17 protein-coding genes are annotated in these 13,652 nt (G+C 55.5%); 12 read left to right on the forward strand and 5 right to left on the reverse strand.

Features of this window, described 5'->3' with window-relative positions; all coding sequences use genetic code 11:
* Positions 1 to 25 precede the first annotated feature (25 nt).
* Positions 26 to 1,789, forward strand: a complete 1,764-nt coding sequence (locus tag ACI1P1_RS23875) for a sensor histidine kinase (protein WP_416218965.1) — start codon at positions 26 to 28, stop codon at positions 1,787 to 1,789.
* The gene (locus ACI1P1_RS23880) at positions 1,761 to 3,287 is read left to right on the forward strand and encodes a helix-turn-helix domain-containing protein (RefSeq protein WP_416218966.1); all 1,527 of its coding nucleotides are present in this window, start codon (positions 1,761 to 1,763) and stop codon (positions 3,285 to 3,287) included. The genes ACI1P1_RS23875 and ACI1P1_RS23880 overlap by 29 nt, the downstream gene beginning before the upstream one ends.
* Before the next feature lie 66 nt (positions 3,288 to 3,353).
* Here ACI1P1_RS23880 and ACI1P1_RS23885 read toward each other — a convergent pair whose 3' ends face one another.
* Positions 3,354 to 3,548, reverse strand: a complete 195-nt coding sequence (locus ACI1P1_RS23885) for a YjzC family protein (protein WP_416218967.1) — start codon at positions 3,546 to 3,548, stop codon at positions 3,354 to 3,356.
* Positions 3,549 to 3,705: 157 nt separating this feature from the next.
* Between ACI1P1_RS23885 and ACI1P1_RS23890 the strand changes: the two genes are divergently transcribed.
* From ACI1P1_RS23890 to ACI1P1_RS23905, 4 genes are read left to right on the forward strand one after another with little or no spacing between them, the layout of a single operon-like run.
* Positions 3,706 to 4,368 (forward strand): hypothetical protein, encoded by a 663-nt coding sequence (locus tag ACI1P1_RS23890; RefSeq protein ID WP_416218968.1) that lies wholly within the window; start codon positions 3,706 to 3,708, stop codon positions 4,366 to 4,368.
* A 13-nt stretch (positions 4,369 to 4,381) separates the two neighbouring features.
* Complete coding sequence (locus ACI1P1_RS23895; RefSeq protein ID WP_416218969.1) at positions 4,382 to 4,747, forward strand: DUF4180 domain-containing protein; 366 nt, start codon at positions 4,382 to 4,384, stop codon at positions 4,745 to 4,747.
* A gap of 23 nt (positions 4,748 to 4,770) precedes the next feature.
* A complete protein-coding gene (locus tag ACI1P1_RS23900) occupies positions 4,771 to 5,205 on the forward strand; it encodes a hypothetical protein (RefSeq protein WP_416218970.1) in 435 nt (144 codons plus the stop codon).
* A gap of 37 nt (positions 5,206 to 5,242) precedes the next feature.
* The gene (locus tag ACI1P1_RS23905; RefSeq protein ID WP_416218971.1) at positions 5,243 to 5,392 is read left to right on the forward strand and encodes a hypothetical protein; all 150 of its coding nucleotides are present in this window, start codon (positions 5,243 to 5,245) and stop codon (positions 5,390 to 5,392) included.
* Here the strand turns inward: ACI1P1_RS23905 and pdxR are convergent.
* Positions 5,389 to 6,822, reverse strand: a complete 1,434-nt coding sequence (gene pdxR, locus ACI1P1_RS23910; protein ID WP_416218972.1) for a MocR-like pyridoxine biosynthesis transcription factor PdxR — start codon at positions 6,820 to 6,822, stop codon at positions 5,389 to 5,391. The genes ACI1P1_RS23905 and pdxR overlap by 4 nt on opposite strands.
* A gap of 98 nt (positions 6,823 to 6,920) precedes the next feature.
* Here pdxR and ACI1P1_RS23915 point away from each other — a divergent pair, with 98 nt between their 5' ends.
* From ACI1P1_RS23915 to ACI1P1_RS23935, 5 genes are all read left to right on the forward strand, one after another.
* A complete protein-coding gene (locus tag ACI1P1_RS23915) occupies positions 6,921 to 7,862 on the forward strand; it encodes a DMT family transporter (RefSeq protein ID WP_416218973.1) in 942 nt (313 codons plus the stop codon).
* 152 nt (positions 7,863 to 8,014) lie between these two features.
* A complete protein-coding gene (rpsF, locus tag ACI1P1_RS23920; RefSeq protein ID WP_416218974.1) occupies positions 8,015 to 8,302 on the forward strand; it encodes a 30S ribosomal protein S6 in 288 nt (95 codons plus the stop codon).
* A gap of 34 nt (positions 8,303 to 8,336) precedes the next feature.
* The gene (gene ssb / locus ACI1P1_RS23925; protein ID WP_416218975.1) at positions 8,337 to 8,894 is read left to right on the forward strand and encodes a single-stranded DNA-binding protein; all 558 of its coding nucleotides are present in this window, start codon (positions 8,337 to 8,339) and stop codon (positions 8,892 to 8,894) included.
* 20 nt (positions 8,895 to 8,914) lie between these two features.
* Entirely contained in the window at positions 8,915 to 9,196 is a 282-nt protein-coding gene (gene rpsR, locus ACI1P1_RS23930; protein WP_113020481.1) for a 30S ribosomal protein S18, read from the forward strand.
* A gap of 88 nt (positions 9,197 to 9,284) precedes the next feature.
* Entirely contained in the window at positions 9,285 to 9,767 is a 483-nt protein-coding gene (locus ACI1P1_RS23935; protein ID WP_416218976.1) for a GNAT family N-acetyltransferase, read from the forward strand.
* Between the two features lie 132 nt (positions 9,768 to 9,899).
* On the opposite strand, the gene ACI1P1_RS23940 is transcribed toward ACI1P1_RS23935, so the two are convergent.
* Genes ACI1P1_RS23940 through ACI1P1_RS23950 form a run of 3 tightly spaced genes read right to left on the reverse strand, consistent with a single transcriptional unit; the run spans position 9,900 to position 12,470 of the window.
* On the reverse strand, positions 9,900 to 10,685 hold the full coding sequence (locus ACI1P1_RS23940) for an ABC transporter permease (RefSeq protein ID WP_416218977.1): 786 nt from the start codon (positions 10,683 to 10,685) through the stop codon (positions 9,900 to 9,902).
* Between the two features lie 7 nt (positions 10,686 to 10,692).
* On the reverse strand, positions 10,693 to 11,496 hold the full coding sequence (locus tag ACI1P1_RS23945) for an ABC transporter permease (RefSeq protein ID WP_416218978.1): 804 nt from the start codon (positions 11,494 to 11,496) through the stop codon (positions 10,693 to 10,695).
* On the reverse strand, positions 11,493 to 12,470 hold the full coding sequence (locus ACI1P1_RS23950; protein WP_416218979.1) for an ABC transporter ATP-binding protein: 978 nt from the start codon (positions 12,468 to 12,470) through the stop codon (positions 11,493 to 11,495). Before ACI1P1_RS23950 ends, ACI1P1_RS23945 begins: the two co-directional genes overlap by 4 nt.
* A gap of 232 nt (positions 12,471 to 12,702) precedes the next feature.
* Between ACI1P1_RS23950 and ACI1P1_RS23955 the strand changes: the two genes are divergently transcribed.
* Complete coding sequence (locus ACI1P1_RS23955) at positions 12,703 to 13,620, forward strand: DUF2232 domain-containing protein (RefSeq protein ID WP_416218980.1); 918 nt, start codon at positions 12,703 to 12,705, stop codon at positions 13,618 to 13,620.
* Positions 13,621 to 13,652: the final 32 nt, after the last annotated feature.

Consider the following 13,652-nt stretch of genomic DNA (forward strand, 5'->3'; position numbering starts at 1 on the left):
CCTCAGAACGGGAGGGGGAGGAAGGGTGCGGCTTATCCTAAGCATTTGGCCGAAGAAGCTGAAGTACCGTCTGTTTGCTTCTGTGCTGTTGTTCATTCTGATTCCGTTCTCCCTGCTGCAGATGATGGCGTACCGGCAGATGGAGGATTCCATGGAGCTGGAATTCAAGGAAAAGGCCGGTAAGCAGCTGACCATCATGAAGTCCCAGATGGCCAAGGTCCTCGACAGTATGTTCCGGTATTATTTGTTTTTGGAGCGTGATCCGGAAACCCGCCGGATGCTGCTGGATGCGTCTCCCCGTACACCGATGGAACGTCAGGAATTGTTCGGGCGTGCGGCGGAACGGGCCAGCTCCATCCGCTTTCCCGCCCAAGTGGCGGTTACCCTGGCAGACCGGACGGGCCAGCTATATCAGCCGGACGGCCATCTGGGCTCGGGGGACGCCTACAGAAGGTTTGTGGAGGACCCGGTTTTCTCCGGGCTAACCAACGATCAAGGCTACCGGTGGGTGGCCGGAGACAATCTCCAGTTCTACGGCTTGCTCCGGGACAACGGAAGTGAGATTACCGGGTATGTGCTGATGGAGTTTCAGTATAAGGGGTGGCTGGCGGAGGCCTCGCGGGATTTGCTCCTGCAGCAGAGCTACCAGATTGTCGACCATACCGGGCAAACCATCGGGCTATCGGATAGCCGCAATACCATCGGCAGTGCCTTGATCCGGCAGGTGATTGAAGGAATCGGCAGCGAGAATCTCCATCAGGAAAAGGACCCCAAGGGGATGGCCATTGTTTCCGGCACCTACTTCAATGACTTCAACTGGTACATTCTGTCGTACCTGCCCATGAATAATTATGTGGGCAATTTGAATGCCATCCGTGCCCAATATCTGTTTACGTTCGCTGTATTATGCCTGGTTTTTATTGTGGTCACCTTCCTGATCGCCGCGGCCATCTCACGGCCCTTGCTTCTGCTCCGCCGCAAAATGGCCCTATCCGCAGAATCGGAGCTGAGCATCCGGGTTCATGAAGATGCCTTCACCGGCGAAATGAAGGAGCTGGCGGGGACCTACAACACCATGATGGACGATATACGGAAGCTGCTCCAGCGTTTGAAGCAGGAGGAGAGGATGAAGGAGGCGCTGCATTACCGGATGCTGGCGGCGCACATGAACCCCCACTTTCTGATGAACACCCTGAATACGATCAAGTGGAATGTGCTGGATAAAGGGGATAATGACACGGCGGATATTTGCATCGCTCTGGGCAAGCTGCTGGAGACCACGCTTAATTCCGAGGTGGAGCTGGTCCATCTGAAGCTGGAGCTGGAGCTGCTGCAGGCGTATATGTACATTCAGAATTACCGGTACGAAGGGCTTGTAGCAGTGGAATACGACATCGATCCGGCGCTGCATTATGCGCTGGTCCCCAAGCTGAGCCTGCAGCCCCTGATGGAAAATGCGCTAAAGCATGGTTTTGCCCATATGCCGGAGGATGCGCGTGTAATCCTGAGGGTATACCGACGGTCCCGGCAGCTCATTATGGAGCTGGAGGATAACGGGGCAGGTTTGGATACCACCCGTCCCTTATCGGCTGCAGCGCCGCAGCGCAAGGGTATCGGGCTGGCCAATATTCAGGAAAGGCTGACCCTGTTGTTCCGGGAGGAGGGTGTGCTCCGGATAACGGCCCTGGAGAGAGGCACCGTGGCCGCCATAACGCTGCCGCTTCTGGTTTCGGATCCATTCGATAAAGGAGGCAACCGGGATGTGGAAAGTTCTGCTGGTGGAGGATGAAACCTTTGTCCGCAAAAAGCTGCGGAAGCTGGTGAATTGGGAGGAGCTGGGGTTCACTGTTTGCGGTGAGGCAGACAACGGGGAGGATGCGCTGCAGCAGATGGAGACGCTGCGCCCGGATCTGGTCCTGGCTGATATCGCCATGCCGGTAATGGACGGTCTGGAGCTGCTTCGGGCCTCTCAGGCAGCCGGTTATGCCAGCAAATTCATCATGCTGACCTGTATGAACGAGTTTGAATATCCCCGGCAGGCCTTGGAGCTGGGCGCTATCGGATACATTCTTAAGCTGTCGATGAGCATTGCCGAGCTGCAGGCTGCCTTGGCAAAAGCGGGGGCGGAGCTGGAGAAAAGCCGGGTTCAGCGGGAGTTGGCCTTAAGCCGCGCCTTCGACCATTGTTATGCCCAGGCTCTCCGCAGCCTCCACACGGGGGAATCTGGTGAAGCCTGCGATGCAGCCGTCGAGGCTATCTCTACCGTCCGGGTATCCATGGGGGCTGCGCCTCTAAAGCAGGTTGCGCTTGTAACCCTGTTCGGGGATGAAACAGGTAGGCTTACCGAGGAGTGGCTTGCCGGCCGGGTCATTACACCGGAGACATGCGTCTGGAAAAATGCCCTGTTCCACAATGGGATCACCACGCTGTTTTTTTGGGCGGAGGGTTCAATGGACATAGATGTTAAGGCCTTGGAGGCGGGCAGGCACAGGGGAGTGTACAGCCGTCCGTTTCATCCCCGGCATCTGCTGCGGCGCTGGCAGGAGCATCTGCAGGCGATGGAGATGGTCTGGTATGAGGACACTCCCGGCGTAAGGGAGCTGATGAGCGGACAGACCCGTCACGCGGACCAGCAGAAGGAGGGAACGGTGGTCCCGTCCTGGGAAACCGAGCGGCGGATTATTGCCGCCTTCGAAGAGCTGCAGGTGAAGACAGTGGATGAGCTGCTGCAGGGATATTGGGTCAACCTGGAGAAAAAGCGGGTACCGGTGGAGACGGTACGGGAAGCCGCGGGGCGTTTAAGCCATATGTTTGCGAGTATTGCAGGGCGTGTGGAGGCGGCCAACGGCGGTGGGCCTCTGAGGAACAGCCGGAGCCACGGAGAGCTGTTAGCGGCCTTGAGCGTCCTTCAGACGGAATTGGCCGCAGCCATGGCCCGCACGAAGGTGAAGCTGACGGATCACCCGGAGATCAACCGGATTCTCGAATACTGCCGCCAACACTATAACCGCAATATCAGCCTGAAGGCGATGGCCACCATGGTACGGATGGAGGAGCATTATCTAAGCAGACTGTTCCGGCAGAAAACCAACGATTCCTTAATCAATTATGTACAGACGCTGCGGCTGGATAAAGCCAAGGAGTTGTTGGCCCACACCAGCCAACCGGTAGCCGAAATCGGCCGGTCGGTGGGGTTTCCCAACGAAAACTACTTCGCCAAAACCTTCCGCAAGCACTTCGGGCAAACGCCAAGCCAATACCGCAAGGAACAGCTGGCGCAGGAATGAACGGCGGGTGTAATAGAAGAAGCAACCTTCAAACAGGATCATCTGAAGGTTGCTTTTTTGCGTGGCTTAATGGGTTACCGCATGGTCCTTCTTGACCCATACCCGGTCATCGTTGGTGTTTTCGGGAAAGTGCTCCCCTTTTTTGAGATAGATATGCTTCGGATTATTGATGCCCATATGAACCGCATGATCGCCGATCTCCATATATTCGCCGTCGTTGGGGGCTTTTTGGCCCACTGTGTAGCGGGAATGTTCACCCATGTCCATCACCTCCACCTGTAGTATGGACCGGAGGAAGAGGAGTCATGATGGGGGGGAGCAGCCAATTTCAGGCGAAGGAAGGTTATTGACATTTTCAAGCGAATAACGAACAATAAATGGAAGAGAATTCCGGAATCATCGATTAATGGAGGTACATATGAGAAGCACTTTTTGTACGGATGTACAGGAGACCTTGGGAGTCGAAGTGGAAAAGGGAGGCTTCAAAATAACGCCGCGGCGTATTTCTAAGGATGGATACTGTATTTATGTAAAGCGTCGCTCAGAGCATGTAGCCTATTACATTAGGTGTACCGATAACAGGAGTAAGGGCGGGAATGTAACGGTCGATTTGTACATCTCACCCATTGAATTCCCGAGTGACAGACTGGACCTTATACATGTAGGGGTTAAATTTGAAATTTATTCCCAATATGAAGTCAATGATGAAGTGATGATAGCGGCTGGCAGGCGTGTTCTTGCGATTATCGAGCAGAGCGGCCAGTTGGCTGATTGGATAGAACAGCAGTTGGATGTTCCCTTCATAGAAACCGGGAGAACCCCGTACTATTTATATTCCAGAAGGATGTACGAAAAAATCTGCCGTACGCCGGAAGTGTCGGCATCATTTCATGCATTGCAAGCACTGGCACGCAAATGCGTGAAGGGCAGGTTGTCCCTAGAGCGCTTAAATGCAGCTTGCACTCAATTTTCCATTGAATTGGGCGAAGATTTTTTTGCGGAGTTTCACCCTACAATAGACGAAGAACGAAAAGGCTACGAATTAGCCAACCGTTTGTATGGCGAGGCCGTATTCGAATAAAAGGAGAATCGTTATGAAACTGAACATAATTAAGCAAAACGAAAAAACCATTGTACATGTTGTGCATGAGGAAATATTGATTACGGACGTCCAATCCGCCCTGGATTTGATGGCAACCGTACGCTACGAAACCGGAGCAGACCGGATGATCCTGGACAAAGCGGCTATCTGCGAGGAGTTTTTTGACCTTAAGACTAAGCTGGCCGGTGAAGTTCTGCAGAAATTTACGAACTACCACGTGAAGCTGGCGATTGTCGGGGATTTCTCCGTCTACACAAGCAAAAGCCTGCGGGACTTTATCTATGAAAGCAATCACGGGAAGGATGTCTTTTTCCTGTCCACGGAAGAGGAAGCGGCAGCGAGGCTGGCCGAGGTTTAGGGGATGACGGATAACCGGAGGAAGTGGGGAAAATCGGCTCCAGAGTCATGCATTACGCCATCGCCACCCTGATTGGACGGGAACTGGGTTTTCAGAATGACGCTTTTGTATTGGGAAACCTTGCTCCAGACGCCCATCAGCTTAGCAGCAGCCAGTTGAAAAAACACTCTCACTTTATGAAGAATGATGCCGAGGGTATCAGCTATGTGGATCACCGGGCATTTTACCAAAAATATTTGGCGGTGGAAAAGGAGCCGTTTCATCTGGGCTATTATGTCCATCTGGTTTCCGACTCCATCTGGTTGGAGGATGTTTATTTCAAGAAGATCAAATGGCTGCCGGCTGAAATCAAGCAGGAAGCGAAGAGGCAATATTATCGTGATTTTGTTCGGCTTAATGGGATGCTGATTGATTATTATCCCCTTAAGCTGATGGAGCTCCGCGGGGCAGACCATTAATGAAGTGCAAGAAATCCCCGTGGATAATCTCCTCCCATTGATCGGAGAACTGGAAGGGGATTTCAAGAACGCGGCTTCGACCAAGGCGGAGCCTCTTGAGGTTCTTGATTTCGAGGAGGTTGTCAGGACCATTGGCAAAACCGTGGAGATATGCTTGCCGGTTTTGGAAAAGGGCTTGGCGGTCTAATATCCAGTCATAAAAGAGGCCAACGCGGCTACACCGTTCTGTATCTCACGGGCATTCAGATGCCCGTAGCCTAACAGCAGCTTGTCGGCATGCTCCCCTTGACCCGGGCAGTATACCGAGACAGGATTGATCCGGATGCCGTCTTGGCGGGAGCCGCGGATAAACTCCTCGCCGAAGGTTTGGCCTGGGAACTGCAGGACCAGATGGAGGCCCGCCGCATCTCCCCAAGGCACTGCCGCACCGGCGAAATGCTGGCTGATGGCTTCCAGAAGCGCTTGCCGCTTCTGCCCGTAGAGACGCCTCATCCGCCGGATATGCTTGTCCCAGCTGCGGGTCTGCAGGAACAGGGCCAGCCCCGCCTGCTCCAGCACCGGACTCTGCACGTCCAGATAGGTCCGCCGGGTCCGCCATGCCTTCTGCAGCGCCGGAGGGACAATGGCGAAGCCTAAGCGGAGGGCAGGAAACATGGTTTTGCTGAAGCTGCCCACATAGATGACCCGGCCCGCACCTTGATCCAAGGTATACAGCGGGCTTATTGGCGCGCCTGTATACCGGTATTCGCTGTCATAATCGTCCTCGATAATATAAAAGCCCTGGGCTTCGGCCATACGGATCAATGCCGCTCGCCGGGGGGCAGGTAATATGCCTCCTAAAGGAAACTGATGGGAGGGAGTCACATACACGGCAGACACGTTCTGGTCGTTCAGCGGCTCTATCAGGACGCCATGCCTGTCTACCGGCAGCCAGAGTGGGGAAAAGCCCTGGTTTGCCGCGATGGCAAAGGCAGCCGGATGGGAGGGACTCTCCAAGGCAAACAGGTCCTCCTCCCTGCGGGGCAGCAGCACAGCGAGAAGATGCAGGGCTTGGGTGGCGCCAGCCGTAATAAAGATATCGGTCTCCTCCACCCGCATACCCCTGCTGCGGAACAGCCAGGCGGCAATTTCACTGCGCAGTGGAGCGTATCCCTGGGCCTCGCCATAACCGCGTGCGGAGGGCGGCAGGTTTTCTCCGGCTTCCTTGACCATGCGGGACCACAGCCCCCACGGAAATACCCGGAGATCGGGCCGGCCCGTCTGAAAATCGTGGACTACCGGCGGATAGGAGGGGGAAGCCGCTGGGACGGGGGGGAGGCCAGGTGTTGCGGCGTAACGGCTGCCCGCCGGATCTTGTGCGGCCAACCCCTCCGCCACTCGGGTGGGGGCACCCTGCCTGCTGACCAAAAACCCCTCTGCCAGCAGCATATCGTAAGCGTCACAGACCGTGTTCCGCGACACGCCCAACTGTCCGGCCAGCAGCCGGGTAGAGGGGAGAGCCTCGCCCGGAGCCAGTCTTCCCGCCAACACCGCCTCCCGCACACCCACAAAAATCTGCCGCGACAGGCTCACCTCGCCGCCGCGGTCCAGCTCCATGCCCCAAACATGCTCCTTCACCAACTGGCTCCCTCCTTGTGACCCCGGACTGGACCTGTCTTCAAGCAGGCCCACATCCTACAATTATAGCAAACACAAGGCAGGGCGGGGGAGAGAGTATGCAGGTGAATGATAACAGGAGTGGATGGGGGAAGGCTTATTTAACAGGTGCATTTGTGCTGGCTGGCACTTCGGTCATAACCGGAAGACTGCTTGGGCAGCACTTGGGCACGTTTACGATTCAAGCAGGCAGTCTGGGCATCATGCTGGCGGTGCTGCTTCCTTTATACGGAGGCAGGATCATCCGGGCGGTGTCGGGAATGTCCCGGGATCAATGGGCGGGCATTCTGCTCCAAGCCTTCTTCGGCATGTTTGCCTTCCGCTGCTTCCTGCTCTACGGATTACCATTGACCAGCGCCGGTGAGGCCGGGGTTCTCTTGGGCACCACCCCGGCCATTACCGCCCTTTTGGCCCGGTTAGTGCTGAAGGAGCCACTGTACCAGGGAGCCGTCCGGGGAATCCTGTGCACCGTCGCGGGTTTGGCTCTGATCCAGGGAGGCGGGGGCAGCTTGTCCTGGAGCCATGCGGCAGGCAATCTGCTAGTGCTGGGTGCGGCGGCAAGCGAAGCCCTATTTAATCTGTTGGCCAAAAATAGGCAGTCTCTGGACGCCATCCGCAATAAGGAGCTGCATCCTATGGTGCAGACCTTCCTGGTATCGGCGGCGGCGTTCCTGTTCAGCCTGCTGCCGGCAATTGCGGAGCGGCCGGTGCAGGAGCTTGCGGCATGCGGTTTCCGGGAGTGGATGGCACTGGTCTGGTACGGTCTTGTCGTAACCGCGGTTTCTTACGCACTGTTCTATCGGGGGGTAAAGCGCTGCGATCCCTATGTGACGGCAGCCTTCTCCGGTGTAGCCCCGCTCACCTCCATGCTGGTAGCGGTATGGCTTTTGCAGGAGCAGCTGGGGTGGAAGCAATGGCTGGGCGGCGGATTCATTATGCTGGGTATCAGTCTGATCGGCAGCAGGGCACAGGGAAAGCTTTCAGTGATCGCCAAAGTGTAATTCGGCTTGTAATCGATCGCATGTTCTGGTATAGTATATTGGTGCGAGTTTTGATGAGCTTTATGTTTCATCGTTACTCCTTGCTCTCCCGGCATGAGACATGCCTCTATAACCCATGGGAGAGCCGCATAGTCCATAAGGAGGTGATTTACATGCGCAAATATGAAGTGATGTACATTCTGCGCTCCGAGCTGGAGCAAGAAGCGGTTCAAACTACGGTTGAGAAGTTTGCAAACATCATTACATCCAACGGCGGCGAGATTACCAAGAGCGATCTGATGGGTAAGCGTCGTCTTGCGTATGAGATCAACAAAATGCGTGACGGTTTCTACGTCCTCGTTCATTTCAACGCCGAGCCGGCTGTTGTACTTGAGCTTGACCGCGTTCTGAAGATCTCTGATGAGGTTATTCGTTTCCTCATCGTCAATGACGTTGCCTAAGCCTGTTCGTGGATGATGTTTGGGAGGGATTCGAATGTTAAACCGTGTGATTCTGATTGGCCGTTTAACCCGTGATCCGGAGCTTCGTTATACGCCTCAAGGTGTGGCGGTTACCCAGTTTACCCTGGCCGTGGACCGTCCGTTTTCCAACAACCAGAATGAGCGGGAAGCCGATTTTATTCCGGTGGTTACCTGGAGGCAGCTTGCCGAGACCTGTGCCAATTATTTGCGCAAGGGACGGCTGGCGGCAGTAGAAGGGCGCATTCAGGTGCGCAACTACGAGAATAACGAAGGACGCAAGGTGTATGTCACCGAGGTTGTTGCCGACAATGTCCGGTTCCTGGAATCAGCGAACCGCGGCGAAGGCGGAGCACCGCGGGAGGACTATCAAGGCGGAGGAAATAGCGGTGGCAACGGAGGTAATCGGTCCGGCGGCGGCTATAGTGGTGGTGGAGGCGGCGGCTATAACAACAATGGCGGCGGCAACAACTACGGCAATAGCGGCGGCGGAGGAAACCGGGGCGGCAATGCGGACCCATTCTCAGACGACGGAAAACCGATTGACATTTCCGATGATGATTTGCCATTCTAACCCGAAAGGAATGAACCAAGATGAGCTTCAAGCGTAATGAAGGCGGCGAAGACCGCGGCGAGCGGAAGTTTTCCCGCGGCGGCAAAGGCCGTAACAAACGTCGTAAGGTCTGCTATTTCACTGTGAACAAGATCACTCACATTGACTATAAGGACATTGATACCCTTCGTAAGTTTATCAGCGAACGCGGCAAGATTCTGCCCCGCCGTGTAACTGGTACTTCTGCGAAGTATCAACGCGCTTTGACCACTGCGATCAAGCGTGCCCGTACCGTTGCATTGCTTCCGTACACCACGGAATAAGAGTTGGATACCAGCACCAGCCTCCTTTGGGGGTTGGTGTTTTTTGTTAACCGCCACTTCCATTACCAGAAAAGGGAGAGTGTCCAGGATGCCGGATATGTTGGTGAAGCTGTATGAATTGCCTGACCTTGCGCCGGTACAGCGTCAATTGGAGGAGCAGGGGATTGTAATCCGCCGGGGATTGCCGCCGGAGAAGCATCTGGCGGGGGATTGGGTGGAACGTACCTTCCAGCGCCATTGGAGAAGTGAGCTGGAGGCCGCTTACAGCCGTTTGCCCGTAAGCTGCTTGATTGCCCAGGATGTAAGCGGGGATAAAGCGGAGATGGTGGGGTTTGCCTGTTATGAAGCCACAGCCAAGGATTTCTTCGGTCCTACCGGCGTCAATCCCGATTACAGGGGCAAGGGGATAGGCAAAGCCCTGCTGATGGCAGCGCTTCATGCCATGAAGGCCGAGGGCTATGCCTACGCCATCATCGGCAGCGCCGGACCTACCGCCTTCTATGAGAAGGAAGTCGGAGCTATCGCCATACCCGATTCTTCACCCGGCATCTACAAGCACATGCTCCGTTAAACGCATAACCCCGGACCTGCCCGCAGCTTGGGAGGGTCCGGGGTTTTGTGTGTAGAAGCATGATCATTCGGGGGCTCCCCCAAAAGTATCCGGAATTTGCTTCGAAGCATTCCGTCACTTTTGGGGGATTGTTTAAGAACCGGTCGAACAGTAATGCCTGACACCGAACCTCCAGACCAGAAGGCAAGGAAGCAGGAACAGAAAGCCTGCCAGGGGTGCCAGAGCATATAACACCGGATGCCCTGCATCTGTCCGGCCCAGAATGTACAGGAGCGGGAGATAATTGGAGCAGCCGAAGGGAATGATGAAGGTGAAGAAGCGGGCTGCCCATTTTTGGTAAATGTTAATGGGGTACTGCGCCAGCTCCCGTCCGCCGTCTGTGAAGATATTGGCGATCTCCAGGCCCTGGATGGTCCAGAAGCACAGGGTGGCGGCCAGGACGAAGATTCCCGCGAAGATGCTGACGCCGCTGGCCACCATAAGCACCAGCACCCCGCCTTTGAACCAGGTCCATTCTACCGGCAGCATCCAGACCGCCCACAGCAGCACAGCCAGGCTCTGCACCAGACGGCCGATCCGTGAGAATTCGAAGCGGGAGCCCAGCACCTGAAGCACGGTTGTCCGGGGCCGCAACAGAATCCGGTCAAAGTCGCCGGAGACCACCAGGGAAGAGAAGTTGTCGAAACCCCGGGCGAAGCATTCACTGATGGAAAAGGCCATATGAATAACCGCGAAGCACAAGGCCGTTTCATAGAAGGTCCAGCCCCCGATCTGTCCGAACTGCTGGAACAGGAAATACATACCCGCAAAAATGAAGAAGGGCACGAAAAACTGCCCCACGGACAGCAGCAGAAAGGACGTTCTGTATTCCATCTGCGATTTCAGCAGCATGACGATATATTTGCCGTATAGCTTCATAGAATGATCAGCCTCCTTGGATGATGACCCGCTTCAAGGCCCGGTTCAGCCACAAGTAGCCGAAGCCGGTCAGGGCGGCCAGCCACAATAATTGCGCGCCGACGCCAGTCACCGCCTCCTGCAAGGGAATATGACCCGAATAGACCCGGTACGGAAAGTCAGCGGAGAGCCGGAAGGGCAGCACATAGGCAATTTGCTGGACCCAGGCGGGCATCAGCGGAATGGGAATGATCATGCCGGAGAAGAATTCGCCCAGGATTCCCATGAGCATTATGGAGCCGGTGGGAGACATGGTATAGAAGACGGAGATATAGATGAGCATGGAAATGCCCACTAATACCAGTAACCCCAGCAGAAGCGTCACCACGAAGGAGAGAGCTGCGCCTGGATTGGCGGGCAGAGACAGGCGGTAGCGGCCGGGCAGGATATAAGCAACCAACAGAATGGGCAGACAGCGGAGGAAGGCGGCGGACAGGCGCTGGGCCACTAGCTTGGCGTACCAGAAGCCGTATATCCCGCACGGACGGCACAGCTCATAGGCGATATTGCCGCTGGTGATCATGTTGAACAGCTCGTTATCGCGGAACCAGAGCATGACAAAGGTGAGAAAGGCCTGCTGGAGCCAGATGTAGGTGACCACCTGCTGGAAGCTCATATCCGGAACCGCCGAGGAGTGCGTGTAGAAGGCGTCATACACCATGATGCTCATCAGCCCCCAGAAGAACTGGGTGGCGAGTCCGGCCAGGGCGGCAGCACGGTATTGCATTCCCAATGAGAGCCGGAGCTTAAAGACGGCTTGATAGGCTCTCATATTTGATACTCCTTATATAAGGAAACGATCAGATCGTCAATAGGCTGGGCATCTACGGCCACATCGAGAATATCCAGCCGGGAGGCCAGATAGGTGATGATGGCGGACATATTGGCATCCGCTTCCTCTACGGTATAGACGGCCCGGTCGGGTGACCAGGAGGCGAGAGTGGCGCCGGGGACCTGGAGGGCTTCCATCCGCTCCCGGAAGAGTACGGTGATGGTCCGCTGCAGGCTGTATCGGCTCCGCAGGTCCGTCAGACTGCCGTCGTACAGGAGCTTGCCCTTGCCGATGAGCAGAAGACGGCTGGCCAGGGCTTCAATATCGCTCATATCATGGGTGGTCAAAATAACGGTGACGCCCTTTTCCCGGTTGAGGGTCTGGATGAACCGGCGAACTGCCAGCTTGGATACGGCATCCAGTCCGATGGTAGGCTCGTCCAGAAACAACAGCTCCGGCCCGTGGAGAAGGGAGGCGGCGATTTCACAGCGCATCCGCTGGCCGAGACTTAAGGAGCGTACGGGGGTTTGAAGCAAGCTCCCCAGGTCCAGGCTTTCAATCAGCATGTCCCGGTTCTGCCGGTACACATGGGAGGGGATCTTATAAATCTCCCGGAGAAGCTCGAAGGATTCCTCCACCGGCACGTCCCACCACAGCTGGGACCGCTGGCCGAACACCACGCCGATCCGCTGCACATAGCGGGTCCGCTCCTTCCACGGGGTGTGCCCCAGGATGGTGCACCGTCCGCTGTCCGGCACCAGAATGCCGCTCATCACCTTGATGGTGGTGGATTTGCCTGCCCCGTTGGGACCGATGTAGCCTACAATTTCGCCGGGCTGGATGTGAAAGGATATGTCCTGCAGCGCCTTCACCTGGTTGTACTCCCGCCGGAACAAGGCCTTCACCGATTGTCCCAAGCCGGCCTTTCGTTTCGGGACCAGAAAGGTCTTGGAGATGCCTTCTACGTGAATCAAGTTATCGCCTCCCATCTATTTGGAAAAAATCAACGAGTGGAAATCATAGCACCGCGGAATTTCCCCGTCAAGGGAAAAAATAACTATAGAAATGCCTCAACCCAGCAGATGGGCGGGCGGGGGAAGGGATAGCCGGGCAGCAGGAGATTCCAAGAAACCGGTGCAAGTTTGTGCTATAATGAACGGTGATACGTTTTTTCGTGAACAACTATTCAACATGAGGTGAATCTCATTGTCCAAAGGCCGTTCCTTTGCGCTGGTCTGGTGCATCATTAATACATTGATGCTCCTGTCATTTATTACCCCGCTGGTTATGATTACCATTAACTTCGTGCTGGTTCCCGCCTTGGCGCTGTTCACCAAGCTGGAATGGAAAAAGGCGGCGCTGTTCTACGCCATCAGCCTTGCCGCAGTGGGGGCGGTCACCGGGTATTTGGGCTTGTTTCCCGTTGTGGTATCGCTGTTTTTCCTGGCGCCGTCCATCGTCATGGGCGTGATGTACAGGAAGAAGCTGCCGGCCCGCTCTGCCATTGTAGGCGGTACGGTCACCCTACTGGGCCAGATGCTCCTGGCGCTGTTGATTAGCTATGCAGCCGGGCTTGATCCCATTGAGCGTGTCAAGGAATTCCTCCAAAGCGGCGTAGACAGCCTGCCGGAGGTGCTGCGCAATTCCGTGAATCAGGCGGCGCTGAATGCGACCATCCATTATTTCCTGCAGATTATTCCGCTTCTTCTGATCGTCACGGCAGTATTCTATACCTTTATCGGCCATGCCGTAGGCCGCTGGATTCTCCGCAAAAACCATGTCCTGGTGCCGGGCTTAAGGCCGATCCGGGAGTGGATGCTTCCCCGTTCCATGGCGCTGTATCTGGTGATCGTCACCATCCTGGATATGTTCATCAGCATTGAATCCAACACCTTCTTGTCCATGGTGGTCTGGAATCTGCTGCCGATTCTGAGCATTGCCTTTACTGTGCAGGCCATCAGCTTTTTCTTCTTTTTTGCCCATGCCAAGAAAAAGAGTGTAGCGCTTCCCGTATTTGCTATTGTCATGGTGGTGCTTTTTCCACCTCTTCTCGTTTACCTCTACTGTGTAATCGGTCTGCTGGATGTGCTCACCCCGATGCGGAAACGAATCGCCGGCGGCTGATCGCCTGGAGACAGCGACGAAATAAGTACCGC

The sequence above is a fragment of the Paenibacillus mesotrionivorans genome (assembly GCF_046098205.1).
Classification (GTDB): domain Bacteria; phylum Bacillota; class Bacilli; order Paenibacillales; family NBRC-103111; genus Paenibacillus_AR; species Paenibacillus_AR mesotrionivorans.